The 16,311-nt window shown below is 71.5% G+C and carries 12 protein-coding genes; 7 read left to right on the forward strand and 5 right to left on the reverse strand.

Going from position 1 to position 16,311, the window contains the following annotated elements:
* Nucleotides 1-31 precede the first annotated feature (31 nt).
* Entirely contained in the window at nt 32-493 is a 462-nt protein-coding gene (locus tag C1A38_RS28285; protein ID WP_233197077.1) for a VOC family protein, read from the reverse strand.
* A 239-nt stretch (nt 494-732) separates the two neighbouring features.
* Here C1A38_RS28285 and katG point away from each other — a divergent pair, with 239 nt between their 5' ends.
* The 5 genes from katG to C1A38_RS28310 all read left to right on the forward strand — a co-directional run bounded on the left by katG (nt 733) and on the right by C1A38_RS28310 (nt 6,688).
* A complete protein-coding gene (gene katG / locus C1A38_RS28290) occupies nt 733-2,928 on the forward strand; it encodes a catalase/peroxidase HPI (RefSeq protein ID WP_102660747.1) in 2,196 nt (731 codons plus the stop codon).
* A 230-nt stretch (nt 2,929-3,158) separates the two neighbouring features.
* Nucleotides 3,159-3,683, forward strand: coding sequence for an RNA polymerase sigma factor (locus C1A38_RS28295; RefSeq protein WP_233197078.1), 525 nt, complete (start codon nt 3,159-3,161; stop codon nt 3,681-3,683).
* A complete protein-coding gene (locus C1A38_RS28300) occupies nt 3,667-4,773 on the forward strand; it encodes a hypothetical protein (protein WP_102660748.1) in 1,107 nt (368 codons plus the stop codon). The genes C1A38_RS28295 and C1A38_RS28300 overlap by 17 nt, the downstream gene beginning before the upstream one ends.
* Complete coding sequence (locus C1A38_RS28305; protein ID WP_233197079.1) at nt 4,770-5,843, forward strand: ABC transporter ATP-binding protein; 1,074 nt, start codon at nt 4,770-4,772, stop codon at nt 5,841-5,843. Before C1A38_RS28300 ends, C1A38_RS28305 begins: the two co-directional genes overlap by 4 nt.
* A complete protein-coding gene (locus C1A38_RS28310) occupies nt 5,840-6,688 on the forward strand; it encodes an ABC transporter permease (protein ID WP_102660749.1) in 849 nt (282 codons plus the stop codon). The genes C1A38_RS28305 and C1A38_RS28310 overlap by 4 nt, the downstream gene beginning before the upstream one ends.
* Before the next feature lie 41 nt (nt 6,689-6,729).
* Here the strand turns inward: C1A38_RS28310 and C1A38_RS28315 are convergent, their stop codons facing one another.
* Entirely contained in the window at nt 6,730-8,133 is a 1,404-nt protein-coding gene (locus C1A38_RS28315; protein WP_102660750.1) for an aminotransferase-like domain-containing protein, read from the reverse strand.
* 22 nt (nt 8,134-8,155) lie between these two features.
* Here C1A38_RS28315 and C1A38_RS28320 point away from each other — a divergent pair, with 22 nt between their 5' ends.
* Entirely contained in the window at nt 8,156-9,085 is a 930-nt protein-coding gene (locus C1A38_RS28320; RefSeq protein ID WP_233197080.1) for a DMT family transporter, read from the forward strand.
* A 9-nt stretch (nt 9,086-9,094) separates the two neighbouring features.
* On the opposite strand, the gene C1A38_RS28325 is transcribed toward C1A38_RS28320, so the two are convergent.
* The 3 genes from C1A38_RS28325 to C1A38_RS28335 form a co-directional block, all read right to left on the reverse strand.
* On the reverse strand, nt 9,095-9,910 hold the full coding sequence (locus C1A38_RS28325) for an SAM-dependent methyltransferase (protein ID WP_233197081.1): 816 nt from the start codon (nt 9,908-9,910) through the stop codon (nt 9,095-9,097).
* A 119-nt stretch (nt 9,911-10,029) separates the two neighbouring features.
* Nucleotides 10,030-11,055 (reverse strand): LacI family DNA-binding transcriptional regulator, encoded by a 1,026-nt coding sequence (locus tag C1A38_RS28330; protein ID WP_102660752.1) that lies wholly within the window; start codon nt 11,053-11,055, stop codon nt 10,030-10,032.
* A 250-nt stretch (nt 11,056-11,305) separates the two neighbouring features.
* On the reverse strand, nt 11,306-14,683 hold the full coding sequence (locus C1A38_RS28335; protein ID WP_102660753.1) for a beta-L-arabinofuranosidase domain-containing protein: 3,378 nt from the start codon (nt 14,681-14,683) through the stop codon (nt 11,306-11,308).
* Nucleotides 14,684-14,927: 244 nt separating this feature from the next.
* On the opposite strand from C1A38_RS28335, the gene C1A38_RS28340 reads away from it, so the two are divergent.
* Nucleotides 14,928-16,112: a cytochrome P450 gene (locus C1A38_RS28340; RefSeq protein WP_102660754.1), complete on the forward strand. Its 1,185-nt coding sequence runs from the start codon at nt 14,928-14,930 to the stop codon at nt 16,110-16,112.
* Nucleotides 16,113-16,311 lie beyond the last annotated feature (199 nt).

Below are 16,311 nucleotides of genomic sequence, written 5' to 3' on the forward strand. Positions count from 1 at the left end.
GGGTGGGTGGGACGGGGGTGGCCTGTCGGGGTTAGGGGTTGGTGGTGAAGCCGTCCAGGGTGGCGCGGGTTTCGGGGGTGTGTAGTTCCTGGAAGAGGGTTATGTGGAGGTCGGCGGGGGCGTCCAGGCGGGCGTTGACCGAGTGCCACGGGGTGGTGGTGGGCGGGGCGACCTGGGTGGCACCGGCTTCGACCAGGCGGTCGGTGGTGGCGGCGGTGTCGTCGACCTCGAACGCCACGCGCAGTCGGGGGGCGACCTGCTGTCCGACCTCGACCTCGTCGATCATTCGCTTCTGCGCCGGGTTGGCGATCTCCAGGGTGGCGCGGCCGGCATCCAGGATCACCACCCGGGCGTCGTCGTCACCGGAGTAGGCCGCCTGCTCGGGTAGGCCGAGCACGTCGCGGTAGAAGCGCACCGCCGCCTCGTAGTCGTCGGCTTCGACCACGAGCCGCAACTGGCGTACCGGCGACGCGGGTCGCTCAGACGAATTCACGTTTCGGTCTCCCACGAATCGAGGGTGGATGCCCGTCACCGAGCGGGCGTCGATTTCGGCGTCCACCGGCGGCGCGGGCTCGGCGTGCGCAACGCTACCGAAGGCGACTGCCACCGCGGACGCATCCTGGCCCGGCACGCAGTGACTGGCCCGGCACACAGTGACTCGCCCGGTACGCAGTGACTCGTGACCGGGACGGCCAGTTGACATAGGCGAGAACCCGTTCGAAGAGGAGAGACGTGTCCGAAAGCGAGAACCCGGCAATCCCCTCCCCGGCGCCGAAGCCGGGTCGACCGAAGACGAATCAGGACTGGTGGCCCAATCAGCTCAACCTGCAGGTGCTGCACCAGCACTCACCCCGGGCCAACCCGATGGGCGCGGCCTACGACTACGCGGCCGAGTTCGCCGGCCTCGACGTCGAGGCGCTCAAACGCGACGTCTTCGAGGTGATGACCACGTCGCAGGAGTGGTGGCCGGCCGACTACGGCCACTACGGTCCGCTCTTCATCCGGATGAGCTGGCACTCCGCCGGCACGTACCGGATCGAGGACGGCCGGGGTGGTGCCGGCGACGGCGCGCAACGCTTCGCCCCCCTCAACAGCTGGCCGGACAACGCCAACCTGGACAAGGCCCGCCGGCTGCTCTGGCCGGTCAAGCAGAAGTACGGCCGGAAGATCTCCTGGGCCGACCTGCTGGTCTTCGCCGGCAACTGCGCGCTGGAGTCGATGGGCTTCAAGACCTTCGGCTTCGGCTTCGGACGCGACGACGTCTGGGAGCCGGAGGAGATCTTCTGGGGACCGGAGGACACCTGGCTCGGCGACGAACGCTACAGCGGTGACCGGGAACTGTCCGGCCCGCTCGGCGCGGTGCAGATGGGGTTGATCTACGTCAACCCGGAGGGCCCCAACGGCACTCCCGATCCGCTGGCCTCCGCCCGGGACATCCGGGAGACCTTCCGGCGGATGGCGATGAACGACGAGGAGACCGTCGCCCTCATCGCCGGCGGTCACACCTTCGGCAAGACCCACGGTGCCGCGCCCGCCAGCTACCTCGGGCCCGAGCCGGAGGGCGCGCCGCTGGAGGAGCAGGGGCTGGGGTGGCGGAACAGCTACGGCAGCGGCAAGGGCAACGACACGATCACCAGCGGCCTGGAGGGCGCCTGGACGCCCACCCCGATCACCTGGGACAACAGCTACTTCGACACCCTCTTCGGGTACGAGTGGGAGGTGCACGAGAGTCCGGCCGGCGCGAAGCAGTGGCGGCCGAAGAACGGTGCCGCGGCCGATGCCGTGCCGTCCGCTCACGACCCCTCCATCCGGTACGCCCCGATGATGGCCACCAGCGACATCGCGCTGCGCGCCGACCCGACGTACGAACAGATCTCACGACGCTTCCACGAGCACCCCGACCAGCTCGCGGAGGCGTTCGCGAAGGCCTGGTACAAGTTGCTGCACCGGGACATGGGACCGCTGTCGCGGTACCTCGGGCCGTGGGTGCCCGAGCCGCAGCTGTGGCAGGACCCGGTGCCACCCGTCGACCATGCGCTGATCGACGCCGCCGACGTCGACACCCTCAAGGCGGCGCTGCTCGGCAGCGGTCTGCCCCTCCCCCAGCTGGTCCGTACGGCGTGGGCGTCGGCGGCGAGCTTCCGTGGCACCGACTGCCGGGGCGGGGCGAACGGGGCGCGGATCCGCCTGGAGCCGCAGCGCAGCTGGGCGGTCAACGACCCGGCCGAGTTGGCGACGGTGCTGCCGGTGTTGCAGCGGGTGCAGGAGGACTTCAACGCCGGGCAGTCCGGCGGCAAGCGGGTCTCCCTCGCGGACGTGATCGTGCTCGGCGGTAACGCCGCCATCGAGCAGGCGGCCCGCAACGCCGGGTACGAGGTCACGGTCCCGTTCGCGCCCGGCCGCACCGACGCCGGTCAGGAGCAGACCGACGTGGAGTCGTTCACCGTGCTCGAACCGAGGGCGGACGGGTTCCGCAACTACGTGCGGGAGGGCCAGAAGCTGTCCCCGGAGACGCTGCTGCTGGACCGGGCCAATCTGTTGACGCTGACCGCGCCCGAGATGACCGCCCTGATCGGTGGCCTGCGGGTGCTCAACGCCAACACCGGGCAGGCGCGGCACGGGGTGTTCACCGACCGGCCCGAGTCGTTGACGAACGACTTCTTCGTGAACCTGCTCGACATGGACACCATGTGGAAGGTGTCCACCGCCGCCGAGGGCGTCTACGAGGGTCGGAACCGGGCCACCGGCGAGGTCACCTGGACGGCCACCGCCGTCGACCTGGTCTTCGGGGCGAACTCCCAGCTGCGCGGCATCGCGGAGGTCTACGCCAGCACGGACGGGCAGGAGAAGTTCGTCCAGGACTTCGTCGCGGCCTGGGTCAAGGTCATGAACCTGGACCGCTTCGACCTCGGCACCGGCCGCGGGTAGGCGCGGCCGGGCAACGGGTACGGGTAGCGCGGCGTCGACTGCCGCGCTACCCGTACGTGTTTCGGTGAATTCGTCGGCGCGTGTCACTTCCGGGCCGTCGGCGGTGCTTCACAGGTATGGAGGAGGAAGCTGGACTCGTGGCACCGGGGCGGGTGACCGCCGCGGCGGCCGCCTGCTCCGCGCGCGGCCACCACAGACCCACCGGACGTACGGTGCGGAAGGGGGATGGTGTGGTCGGTTCGGCCGCGGCCGGGCGCGACGGCATCCGCGCCGACCTCGAACAGGTCTTCCGGGCCTGTTATCCCCGGATCGTCGGGGTCGCCGCCCGGGTGCTCGGCTCCCGCGCCGAGGCCGAGGACGTGGCGCAGGAGGTTTTCCTCGCCTTCGGGCGTTCCTCGGTGCCGGCCGGGCAGGCGGTGGGCTGGCTGTCGGTCGCGGCGGCGCACACCGCACTGAACCAGGTCCGGTCCCGCCGTCGACGCACCGCCCGTGAACAGGTCGCCGGTGCCCCGGAGACGGTCGGTCCCGACATCGCGGAGGCGGTGGTGACCCGCGACGAGCGCCGACGGGTGCGCGCCGCGTTGGACCGGCTGCCCCGCCGCCAGGCCGTCGCCCTGCTGCTGCGGCACAGCGGTCTCAGCTACGCCGAGGTCGCCGCCGCCCTCGATCTCTCCCCCGGCAGTGTCGGCACCACCGTACGCCGGGCCGAGTCCGCCCTACGCGAGGAGTTGAACCGTCATGCGTCATCCGAGTGACGGCACGCTGCGCCGCCTGCTGGACGAGCCGGCCGGTGTCGCCGACGCCGACCGCGCGCACGTCGCGAACTGCCCGGTCTGTCTCTCCGGGCTGGCCGCCGCCCGGCAGGATGCGACGCTCAGCTCAGCGGCGCTGGGCGGACGACCGGGTGTCGGGGTGGAAGCCGACGTCGACGTGGATGCGGGCTGGCAGCGGTTGAGCCGTACCGTGGCCGAGTCCGGTCGCCCCCGGGTGCCCGCCGTCGCCCGCGAGCGTCGCTGGCGTGCCGCCCTGCGCAGCCCGGTGGTCGCCGCCGTCGCCGTCCTCGCGCTTGTGGGTGGGGCCGGCGCCGCAGCGGCCGGGAACTGGTTGCAGATCTTCCACACCGAGCGGATCGCCCCGGTCACGATCGCGCAGGCCGACCTGGTCGCGCTGCCCGACCTGTCGGCGTACGGCGAGGTCGAGATGACCGAGCCGCCCAACGTCCGCGAGGTCGCCGACGCCGGCGAGGCGCAGCGGATGACCGGGCTGTCCCTGCCCCGGCTCGACCGGTTGCCCCGGGGCGTGACGGGCGAACCGACGTTCCAGGTCGGTGACCGGGCCAGCGCCGTGTTCACCTTCTCGGTGGCCCGGGCGGCGCAGACGGCCGCGGCGCACGGCGAGCCGCTGCCGGAGCCGCCCGCCGGTCTCGACGGCAGCCAGTTCCGGTTGACCGCCGGCCCGGGAGTCGCCGCGGTGTGGGCGGGCCAGCACGGGATGCCGAACCTGATCGTGGCGCGGATGGCCGCGCCGACGGCGTACTCGTCGGGCATCGAGTTGTCCACCGCGGTCGACTATCTGCTGTCGCTGCCCGGTCTGCCGGAGAACGTCGCGGCCCAGTTGCGGCACTTCACCGGCGACGGTACGACGCTGCCGCTGCCGGTCAACGCCCGGTATCTGACCGCCTCCCCCGCCGACGTCAACGGGACGCCGGCCACCGTGCTCACCTCGCGCGACGGCGTACTGGCGGGGGTGGTCTGGGTCGACGGCGCGACGGTCACCGCGGTGGCCGGCCCACTGCGCGCCGACGAGGTGCTGTCGGTGGCGCGCGGGCTGCGGTGGGACCGATGACCGGCCCGGACACCGAGCAGGGCAGCCCGGCCACCGGGCCCGGCGGTCGGCAGGTCGACCGACAGAGCGTCCTCGTCGAGCGGGACGGCACGCCTTCCGGGGCGCAGGACGGCGGCTCCCTCGGCGCGGCGGCGCGGTTGGTGGCCGAGTTGCCGCCTGCGCCGGCGGTGTGGTGCTCGGGGCTGCGCAAGCGGTACCGGGGACGCACGGCTGTCGACGGTGTCTCCTTCGCCGTGGACCGGGGTGAGGTGGTGGGTCTGCTGGGCCCCAACGGGGCCGGCAAGACCAGCGTCATCAAGATCCTGCTCGGTCTGGTCCGCCCCGACGCGGGCGAGGTGCTGCTGCTCGGGCGGCCGGCACGCGAGCCGCGGTCCCGCGCCCGGGTCGGCTACCTGCCGGAACTGTTCCGCTACCAGCCGTGGCTGACCGCGGCGGAGGTGCTGGCCCTGCACGTCCGGCTCGCCGGCGCGGACGTGCCGCAGCGGGAGCGGCAGGAGTGCCTGGCCGCCGTCGGGCTGGCGGACCGGGCCGGCGACCGGGTGGGCGGTTTCTCCAAGGGCATGCAGCAACGTCTCGGGTTGGCCGTGGCGCTGGTGGCCCGCCCGGAACTGGTCGTGTTGGACGAGCCGACCAGCGCCCTGGATCCCCTCGGCCGGGCCGACGTACGGGACCTGCTGCTCTCCCTGAAGGCCCGGGGCGTGGCCGTCCTGCTCAACTCGCACCTCATCGGTGAGGTGGAGCGGGTCTGCGACCGGGTGGTGATTCTCGACAAGGGGCGGGTGGCCGCCGCCGGCACGCTGGCCGAACTGCTCGGTCGACGGGAACTGCGACTGCGGCTCGACGGGGTGACCGAGCCGGCCCGCGACCGGTTGGCCGCAGCCGGTCCGCTCGCCCAGGAGGGGAACCTGTACACCGTCACGCTGCCGAGCGAGCCGGAACCGACCACCGTGCCGCAGCTGGTGGCCGACCTGGTCGGCCTCGGGGTGCGCGTGCACGCCGTCGAGCCCGGGCGGGTCAGTCTCGAGGAGCGGCTGCTGGCCATCCTCCGTACCGGAGGGGAAGGGCGATGACCGTCCGGACCGTACTCACCGTGGCCGCGCTCACCCTGCAGGAGGCCGCGCGGCGGCGGGTGTTGCGCTCGCTGGCCGCGTTGACGATCGTGCTGCTGGCGCTCAGCGCCTGGGGGTTCTCCCGGATCGACGCCGAATTCGGCGGGCTGACCAGCGGCGAGGCGCGACTTGTCGCGGCCATGGTGCTCAACCTGGTGATGTTCGGCCTGAGCCTGATCGCCGCACTCGGTACGGCGTTCCTCGCCGGTCCCACCCTGGCCGGCGACATGGAGTCCGGGGCGGCGCTGGCGATCCTGGCCCGACCGGTGCACCGCTTCGCGGTGCTGGTGGGCAAGTGGCTCGGGCTGATCGCCTTCGGGGCCGGCTTCGTCGCCCTGGCCGGCCTGGCGCAACTGCTTGTCGTCCGGGTGACCGTCGGCTACTGGCCCCCGCAGCCGGTGACCGGTCTGGCGTTGCTCGCCGCGCAGACAGTCGTGCTGCTCACCCTCGGCCTGCTGCTCTCCAGTGTCAGCTCACCGATGGCCTCGGGTGTGGTGGCCGTCGGCCTGTTCGGGGCCACCTGGATCGCGGGGGTGGTGGGCGCGTTCGGCACCGCGCTGGACAACAACAGCGTGGCCCGGGTGGGCACGGTCTCCCGGATGCTGCTGCCGACCGACGGGCTGTGGCGCGGTGCCATGAACGCCTTCCAGGACCCGACAGTGCTGCGGCAGTTCGGCCCGGCCATGCAGGGCCACCCGTTCCTCAGCGACGCCTCGCTCACCGTCACCTATCTGGCCTGGGCGGGACTCTGGGTCGTCCTCGTGCTCGGGCTCACCGGGATGGTGTTCCGCCGCCGCGACCTGTGATCCGCAGCATCCGTGCGGCGGCGGGCGTTGCCGCACGTCGCCTACCCGGTGCGTCGTCGCAGGACGCGGGCCAGCCGGCGGACGGCTTCGTCCATCAGTTCCGGTGCGGCGGCGGCGTAGGTGAGGCGCAGGTGCGCCGCCGGTGGTTCGGCGGCGTACCAGGGGCGGCCGGGAAAGACGACGACGCCGTCGGCAGCCGCGGCGGTGGCCACCGCGACGTCGTCGGTGCCCTCGGGCAGCGGCAGCCACAGATGCAGGCCGCCGCGCGGAACCGGCAGCCGGTCGGCCAGGTCCGGCAGGTGCCGGCGCAGCGCGGTCAGCAGCGCCTCGCGCCGGTCCCGCAGCGCGGTGCGCAGCGCCCGGTGGTGACGCGTCCACGCCGGGGCGGTGACGAACTCGATGGTGGCCTGTTGCAGTGGGCCGGCGACGAAGAAGTCGTCCAGCAACCGGGCGGCGCGGATCCGGGCGCCGGCCGGTCCGAGCGCCCCGATCGCGGCGACCCGCAGTCCGGGAGCGGCCGACTTGGTCAGCGAGCGCAGGTAGACGACGTGCCCGTCCCGGTCGTCGGCGGCCAGGGGCGGCGGGGCCGGTCCGTCGATGGTGAGGTCGCGGGCGTAGTCGTCCTCGATCAGGAACGCCCCGGCGTCGCGTACCGCCTCGGCGACCAGGGTGCGGCGGTGGGCGGCCAGGGTGGCGCCGTGCGGGTTGGCGTACAACGGTTGGCAGTAGAACAGCCGGGCACCGGTACGGGCGAACGCGGCGGCGAGGTGGTCGGGGCGTACGCCGTCGGCGTCGGCGGGGACGGGCACCACCCGCAGTCCCGCTGCCTCGGCGGCGGCCAGCGCGCCCAGGTAGGTCGGCGATTCGACGAGCAGGGCGTCGCCGGGCGCGGCGAGCGCCCGCAGCGCCGTCGACAACGCGGCCTGCCCACCCGGGCAGATCGCCATGTCTTCGGCGCGCAGTCCGCCGCCGATCTCGCGGGCGAACCAGGCGCGCAGGTCGGCCCGCCCTTCGACCGGTCCGCGCTGCCATGACGCGGGTTGCCGGGCGGCGCGGGTGAGCGCGGCGCCGAGTGCGGCCGCCGGTTGCAGCTCCGGGTCGAGGTAGCCGCCGGAGAGCGGAATCGCTCCGGCGGGCGGTAACGCCAGTAACGCCTGCAACTGTTCGTCGCCGGGGCGGCGGGGGCCGAGCGCGACGGTCTGCCAGGACAGATCGACGGTACGGGGCTCGACCGCTCGGGCGGCCACATAGGTGCCTTGGCCTGGCCGGGTCTCGATCAGCCCTTCCCGGACGAGGTGCCGGATCGCCTCGGCGACGGTGACCGGCGAGGCCCGATGGCGGCTGGTCAGCTCGCGTACCGACGGCAGCCGGGTGCCGGGGCCGGCGGCGGCTGCCGCCCGACGTAGATCTTGGATAACGCGGTCGGTTGCGTTACCGTCATTCATGAGAGAGAAGAGTAGCGCTACCGTGCGGCGGACGATAGCGGGCGACCGGGCGACCGGTCTCCTGCTCGGCGCGCTGGGTGTGCTCGCGTTCAGCATGTCGCTACCGGCCACCCGGGTCGCGGTGCAGCAACTCGACCCGTGGTTCGTCGCCTTCGGCCGTTGTGTCGGCGCGGCGGTGCTGGCCGGGGGCTATCTGTGGATCACCGCGGCGCCGTGGCCCAGTCCTCGCCAGTGGCGTCGGCTGTCACTCGTCGCGCTCGGCGTGGTGGTCGGCTTTCCGCTGTTCACCTCGTTGGCGCTGACCAGCCAGACCGCCTCGCACGGCGCGATCGTCATCACCGTACTGCCCGCCATGACCGCCGTGTTCGCGGTGCTGCGTGCCGGCGAACGCCCACCGCCGCTGTTCTGGATCGCCAGCACCGGCGGTCTGCTGGCGGTGCTCGCCTTCCTGGTCGCCAACGGCGCGGTGGTCGGCGCGCCGGCCGTGGCCGACCTGTTCCTGCTCGCGGCGGTCGTGCTCGCCGGGCTCGGGTACGCCGAGGGCGGCGCGCTCGCCCGTGAGCTGGGCGGTGCCCGGACGATCTGCTGGGCCCTGGTGCTGTCGTTGCCGGTCACCGTGCCGATCGTCGCCGCCGTCGCTGTGGCCACTCCCCCGCACGCCGACGCCGGCGGCTGGTCGGCGTTCGGCTACCTCACCGTGGTGTCGATGTTCCTCGGCTTCTTCGCCTGGTACGCCGGGCTGGCCCGGGGCGGCATCGCCCAGGTCGGTCAGCTCCAACTCGCGCAGCCCGTGCTCACCCTGGCCTGGTCGGCCCTGCTGCTCGACGAGCGGGTCACGCCCGCCTCGATCGTCGCCGCCCTGGTGGTGCTGGCCTGTGTCGCGCTGATCCAGCGCACCCGCACCACCGGGCAGGCGATCGTGGTCACCCCGGCGGCGGCCCGCCGACGGTGACGACGCCGGTTACGGCTTGCGCCCGACCGCGCAGTACTGGTCGATCGCGGCGGGCTCGGGATCGGTGCCCTCGGGCCGCCAGCGAGTGACCGAGACGACGCCGGGCTCGACCAGTTCCAGTCCGTCGAACAGGGCGGCGATCCGCTCGGGGCTGCGCAGGTGGTACTTCGGGTTGGCGGAGATGTTCCAGATCCGCACCGCCTCGGTGACCGCCTCGCTGGTGTCACTGCCGTCGTACATCGCCAGGTAGCTGCCGGACGGCAGGGCGGCCATGATGCTGTTGATGATCGACTTCGCCTCGTCGTCGGACTCGACGTGGCCGAGGACGCCCATCAGGATCAGCGCCACCGGCTGGCTCAGGTCCAGCGTCCGCGCCGCCTCGCGCAGGATCGCCTGCGGATCCCGCAGGTCGGCGTCGACGTAGTCGGTGGCCCCCTCGGGCGTACCGACAAGCAACGCCCGGGCATGGGTCAGCACCAGCGGGTCGTTGTCGACGTAGACGATGCGGGCCTGCGGGTTGACCGACTGGGCCACCTCGTGGGTGTTGTCGGCGGTGGGCAGGCCGGTGCCGATGTCGAGGAACTGCCGGATGCCTGCCTCACCGGCCAGATAGCGCACCGCGCGGGTGAGGTAGGCCCGGGAGAGCCGGGCGTTCTCCGCCAACTGCGGCAGGTTCGAGATGATCTGATCGCCGACCTCGCGGTCGACGGCGAAGTTGTCCTTGCCGCCGAGCAGGTAGTTCCAGATCCGCGCTGTCTGCGGCACGCCGGTGTCCAACGTGGGCCTGTTCTGTTCGCCGTCCGTTACGGTCACACCATCCGCCACGATCGCACCCTCGGTCTCGTTTGGATCCAGGTCGAGATATGGATGGAAAGTTTAGAGTCGATCCCTGACCGTACGCTCAGCGGCCCCCGTCCCACGCGGGTGTGGTGTGCGGCGGCGGTTCAGCCGACCGACATCGTCGACTCGCGCATCACCACGCGGCAGGGCAACTGTTCCGACCGGGGCACCGTGCCGTCGATGGCTTCGAACAGCCGCTTGCCGGCCACCGCCCCGAGGTGCTTGAGGTTCATGTCGACGCTCGTCAGGCGGGGACGGGAGTCGGCGGAGATGGCCTCCCAGTTGTCGAAGCCGATCACCGCTATCGTGCCCGGCACGTCGCGGCCGAGGTCACGAAGCGCGTCCAGGACACCCCGGCCGATCTGGTCGCTGCCGCAGAAGATCGCGTCGACCTCGGGATGCTGCTCGACGATCATGTGGGTGGCGGCTCGACCCCAGGACTCCTCCCACGACCCGAAGTAGGGCCGGTCGCCGACCATGCGCAACCCGGCGTCGGTCAGCGCGGCAGTGGCGCCTTCGACGCGGTCGCGGGCCGCCTGGAAGCCGGCTTCGCCGGTGATGTGGGCGATGTTGCGCCGCCCGCAGGAGAGCAGATGTTCGATGGCGAGACGACCGCCGCCCACGTTGTCGGCGGTGATCGAGATGTCCTTCGGATCGGCCGAGGGCGCGTAGACGTAAACCACCGGCACCGCAATGTTGCCGGCCAACGGCGGACGGGGGTCGGTGCGGGAGCCGACCACGATCAGGCCGTCGACCCGGCGGGAGAGCAGCGCCTGCACGTGGTGCTTCTCGCGGATGGCGTCGCCGCGCGCGTCACACAGGAAGACCGAGACCTGCCCGGCCCCGAAGGCGTCCTCGGCACCCATCAGGATGGGGATCGAGAAGCGCCCCTCCAGGTCGCTGGTCAGCAGACCGACCGTGCCGGTCCGGCCGCTGAGCAACCCGCGGGCCAGAGCGTTCGGCGCGAACGACAGCAGTTCCGCGGCTTCGAGCACCCGTACCCGCGTGGTCGCCCGCACCTCACCGCGCCCGTTGATGGCCTTGGACGCGGTCGCGACCGACACCCCGGCGAGCTTCGCGACGTCGCTGAGCGTGGGTGGACGCTTGGCAGGCACCTCGGACTCGGTCATGCGGTGCGTTCTCCTGACGCCGTCGGTCACTGAAACCTTTCCGGAATTTCGGCCGGGTGGCGGTCTGACGCCCGTCTCAACCCTTGTGGCTTGGCCGAACATTACACGGAAATCGGCGTCGGAAGACTCCGGGAGATCGCGCCGTGACTCGCGTCCCGAAAGCGTTTTTCGGACCTGCGGAGGCGGCTGTGAGGTGACCGGCCGGGACCGTTCGGGGGCGGCGCCGTCCGCGCCGCCCCCGACCCGGCGATCAGGAGGCGCTGACCGCCGGATACGCCGCCTCGATCCGCGTGGTGACCGGCTCGCCGTCGACCGTCCCGGTGACCACGACGGTCACCGTGCCGGCCGGGATCGCCGCCAGACGCGTGTTGAACGACTGGTAGGCGGGCTTGCCGACGGCGACGTCGGTGACCGTCCGCGAGCCGTACGCGGTGTCGAGTTCGATGGTCAACGGCACCTCGTCGGCGTTCACCGCGTTCACCGCGAGGTAGACCCGGCCGCCGATGAGCTGTGTGCGTACCTGGACCTCGACGTTCCAGGTGTGCCCCGGATCGAGTTCGGCGTTCGAGCGGGCGGCCTGCGTGACGATCGTGTTGCGCTCGGCCGCGGTGAACAGCCCGGCCTCGACGAACTCCCCGGCGATGCGGGTCACCGTCGACACGAACTGGCCGTGGTTGGCGAACGGCGCCTCGTCCCACACCAGATCGAGGAAGGTCGGACCGTCGGTGCCCGGCGACGGCACGTCGGTCACCGGGATGTCGTAGTTCGGCAGGCCGTCGTTGCGCTTGCGGTTGGGCACGCCGGTGTCGACGGCCCCGAACACCACTGTCGGTTCCACCCGCCGGAAGTACGACGACGCCGCCTGCGTGTCGCCGATGTAGTACGGCCGCAGTGTGAAGCCGTTCGCGGTGAACAGCTGGTCCCCCGCCGCGGTGGTGGCCGCCGGGGTGATCGCCGCGCGGGCGTAGTCGCCGTCGCGCTTGAGGTGGCGGTACAGGGACAGTTCGCGGTAGTTGCCGCTGCCCGGGTTGCCGAGCACCTGCAGCAGGACGGGGCCCCAGAAGACCGACTGGGTGTCCGGACGGTCCAGCGCCCGCTCGATGCGGATGCTGAACGGCATCCGGATCTCGATGACGTCGCCCGGCTGCCAGGTGCGGCTGAGGGTCAGGTAGCTGTTGGCGGTGGCGGTGACCTGCTGGGCCACGCCGTTGATCGTGACGAAGAAGCCCTTGCGCACCCAGCCGGGCACCCGCAGCTTGATGTCCAGCGGGCCGCTGCCCTCCACGGTCAGTCGGGTGCGGTCCGCCCGCGGGTAATCGGTCTGCTGGGTGATGGTGAAGTCGCGCTCCGCCCAGGTCAGGGTCGAGGCGACGTACAGGTTGACCCAGAGGGTGTCGCCGTCGGCGGACTTGAAGTAGATGGTCTCCTGGTACTTGGTGTGGTTCTCCACGCCGGTGCCACCGCAGCAGGTGCCGGTGTTGCCGTAACCGCGGTTCGCGCCCGGGGTCAGCGGCTGGAAGTAGGTGACCTGCGGGTTGCTGACGGTGGTGGTGTCAGCGCGCGAGCCGGCGATCTGGTTGATCAGGCCCCGCTCGTAGTAGTCGAGGTAGGCCGCGTCGTGCTCGTGGAAGAACAGGTTGCGGGCCAGCTTGAGCAGGTTGTACGTGGTGCAGGTCTCCGCGCCGCCCTGGGCGATCGAGTTGGCGATGTTGCCCCGGTTCTGGAACAGCTCGATGTTGTTGTTGGAGCCCGGGTAGTTGCCGCCGGTGCCGCCGTTGGCGTACATGCGGTGCGGGACGACCATGCCGTAGAAGTTCTTCGCGGCCTGGAAGTACTCGGTGTCCCCACTGTGCTCGTAGACCCGCAGGTAGCCGACGAACTGCGGCACGTGCGAGTTGGCGTGCAACCGGTCCGGGCGGCGACGACCGGGGTTGTTCTGCGGGGTGACGACGAGGATGTCGCGGTTCTCGACGCAGGCGTCGAAGAGCGACTCCCGGTTGTCGAACAGTGTGGCGGTCTCCAGGTGCTTCTGGTCGCCGGTGAGCGCGTAGATCTCGGGGAAGACCTCGTTCGCGCCGCCGGTCTCTCCGGCGATGTAGAGGTCCCACATGTAGTTGAGGTTGTCCCGGGTGATCGGGCCGGTGTACGCCGGGTGGTTCTTGTCGCCGATGGTCAGTGCGAGGTGCGCCCAGCCGGCCATCTTGGCGACGACGTCGAGGGCGGTGGCGTTGTCGGTGTGGTAGTACGCGTCGAGCAGCCCACGCATGATCTTGTGCTGGGTGTACCAGGGCGCCCAGGTGTTGGTGGTCGCGTTGCTGCCGTACACCGCCCAGCGGGGCGGGCCGAGCCGCAGCACCGCGTCCTCCGGGATGGCACCGAGGTAGCCGGGGTGCGTCGGCACCCACAGCGGGCCGTCGCCGCTCTGGCTCGCCACGATGCCGCCGTCGCGGCCGTTGGGCGAGGCGTCGCGGATGGTGGTACCGCCCTCCTCCTCGAACCGGTACCAGGCGATCGACCCGCCGCCGGTGCTGCCGGCCGGGGAGTCCTGCAGGGACTGGATCTCCTGCGGGCTCAACGCCCGGTCGAAGATGTGGAACTCGTCGACGGTGGCGTTGAGCATCGCGTCGCCGTACTGGGACCGCCCGATCCACCGGTTGCCCGGATTGCCGAGGTTCGCCGGGCTCAGTGTCATGTTGGTGTTCTGGCCGACCTGCTCGCCGTTGACGTAGAGCGTCCCGGTCTGCTGGGTCAGGGTCACCGCCAGGTGCACCCACTGGTTGGTCGGCAGCGCCGTGGTGCCGTCGATGCGCTGCTCACCACCGCTGCCGCTGACGGTGATCGCGAACCGCGGCACGTTGCCGGTGACTCCAGCCCGGGGGGTCAGGAACATGTTGACCGTGGCGTTCTGCCCGAAGTCGAACAGCCGGCTCCAGCTCTGCGCGGCAGCGAGGTTCACCCAGGTGGCGATGGTGAAATCGGTGAGCTGGCTGATCGCCTCCTGGGGCAGCGTGACGTGTTCGGCCCGGCTGGGGCCGTTGAGCCGCAACCCGGTGCCGAACCGGCCCGACACCCGACCGATCTGTGGCTCCTCCGGATCTTCGGTGCCGGGGCCACCGCTGCCCATCCGTGCGGTGATCGCCGCCTGGCAGGCCGCGAGTTCGCCGACGATCCAGTCGAGCTTGCTCTTGAAGATCGGCTCGCCGTGGTCGGCGTAGCCCTGCGCCAGGGCGGTCATGACGTGGCCGGCCCAGTGGCCGCTGAGCAGACCGCCGTCCTCCCAGCCGCCGGGCGCGGTGACGCCGGCCGGGTTCGGCCGGCCGGCCTGGTTGTTGAACAGCACCAGGAAACGCCGCTCGTCGAGCTGCCGGAGATAGTTCTTCATCCGGTCGCGCTTCTCCTGGAACAGGCCGTTGCCCAGGGTCACGTCGCGCAGGCGGAACGGCCGGACCGGGGCGGTGGCACCGGGACCGAGGTCGGTCGTGGTCGCGGTGAGCACCCGCGGGGAGGTCGGATCGGGCCTGGCACCGGCCTGGGCCACGGCGGCCGGGAGGGCACCCGCGGCGACTCCGACGGCTGACGCCTGGAGAACCTGACGTCGACTGACGGGAAGCTTCTCGAATTGCGCCACAGTGGACCTTCCTTCCGGGTGGGGTGGCTCGGATCCATCGCGACTCCCCATGCGGTCCGCAACGCTCGCCGCGAGCCGGCGGCCTTGGGCCGGCCGGGTCCGAGCCATCGATGTCAGGAGTGATCCGTTGTTAGCGCTCACCATAGGGGCTTACGACGCTCCGTTCAAGGAAAAGTCCCTTGATTGACACCTCTCTGAAACATCCATATGTTAGCGCTAACTGATTCACAGTTGGGGAGGTTCGGTGGCCTTTGGTGTCTCGGAGTTGTGGGACCCTGCGGTCCGCCACGACCCACACCCCTTCTACGACCGGGTACGCGCCAGCGGCGGGCCGGTGCCGCAGGTCGACCCGGCCGGCAACCGGTTGTGGGTCGTCGCGGGGCACGCCGACGTGCTGGCCGGGCTCCGGCACCCCGAGATCGGGCACGAGATGCACCGGCGCGGCCCCGGCGGGTGGCAGCGCCGGCCGGACGACCTGCCCGAGGCGGCCCGGATCGAGTCCCGGCAGCTCATCAACCTCGACCCACCGGATCACACCCGGCTGCGGGGGCTGGTCAGCGGTGGATTCACCGCGCGGGCCGTGGCCCGGCTGGAGCCGTGGATCACCGATCTCGCCGACCGGCTGGTCGCACGGGCTCGCCAGCTGGGGCACATCGACGCCGTCACCGATCTCGCCGACCCGGTGCCGGTCAACGTCATCGCCGAACTGGTGGGCATTCCCGAGCCCGACCGGCCGCAGTTCCGCGCCTGGTCGGCGGCGATCGTGTCGGCCAGCCCGGACGGCCCGGCGGCGACGAGCGCCTTCGCGGCGTACCTCGACGAGTTGGCCGCCGCGCGTCGGGCGGCGCCGGCCGACGATCTGATCACCGCGCTGGTGGTCGCCGAGGACCGGGACGACCGGCTCGACCGCGACGAGTTGGTGGCCCTGGTGCAACTGCTGCTCATCGCCGGGCAGGAGACCACCGTCGACCTGATCGGCAACGGACTCCGGTTGTTGTTGAGCCATCCCGCGCAGTGGCAGGCCCTGCGGACCGACCCGTCGCTGGCCGCCGCGGTGGTCGAGGAGACGTTGCGTTTCCGGGGGCCCGTCGAGATCGTGCCGCCGCGGTTCGCCTTCGCCGACATCGAGTTGGGCGGCGGGCGGATCCCGGCGTACGACCGGGTGGGCCTGTCGTTGTGGGGTGCCAACCGCGACCCGGCGGTGTTCGAGCGGCCGCACGAGTTCGACATCCACCGCGCCGACGTGGGGCGGCACATCGCGTTCGGGTACGGCATCCACTTCTGTCTCGGCGCCCACCTGGCTCGGCTGGAGAGCCGGATCATGTTCGAACGGATCGCGCAGGAGTTGCCGGGCCTGCGTCTCACGGTCGACCCGGCGCAGCTCGACGGTTTCCGGCTGCATCACGACGGGCTGCCGATGCGGGTCTGAATCCGGTCCGGTCCGTCGTAGTGTCATGCTCCACCCCCCTGCGGGCCACAGGTGATGGTCGGGGGCCGCCCACGCGGCCCCCGACCGCCGTATCACTCGAACAGGGACAGGGTCAGCGTCGAGGTGTACGCACCAGCCTCGACATCCGCCGGAGTCCGCAGGAACAGATCCGCGTCAACCGTGTACTCGCCACCGGCGA

This window comes from Verrucosispora sp. ts21, assembly GCF_002879555.1.
GTDB lineage: Bacteria > Actinomycetota > Actinomycetes > Mycobacteriales > Micromonosporaceae > Micromonospora > Micromonospora gifhornensis.

Excerpts from the sequence above, each read along its gene's own strand:
- C1A38_RS28330 (WP_102660752.1), bottom strand. The coding sequence starts at position 11,055 with ATGACCGAGTCCGAGGTGCCTGCCAAGCGTCCACCCACGCTCAGCGAC.
- C1A38_RS28305 (WP_233197079.1), top strand. The coding sequence starts at position 4,770 with ATGACCGGCCCGGACACCGAGCAGGGCAGCCCGGCCACCGGGCCCGGC.
- C1A38_RS28315 (WP_102660750.1), bottom strand. The coding sequence starts at position 8,133 with ATGAATGACGGTAACGCAACCGACCGCGTTATCCAAGATCTACGTCGG.
- C1A38_RS28300 (WP_102660748.1), top strand. The coding sequence starts at position 3,667 with ATGCGTCATCCGAGTGACGGCACGCTGCGCCGCCTGCTGGACGAGCCG.
- C1A38_RS28310 (WP_102660749.1), top strand. The coding sequence starts at position 5,840 with ATGACCGTCCGGACCGTACTCACCGTGGCCGCGCTCACCCTGCAGGAG.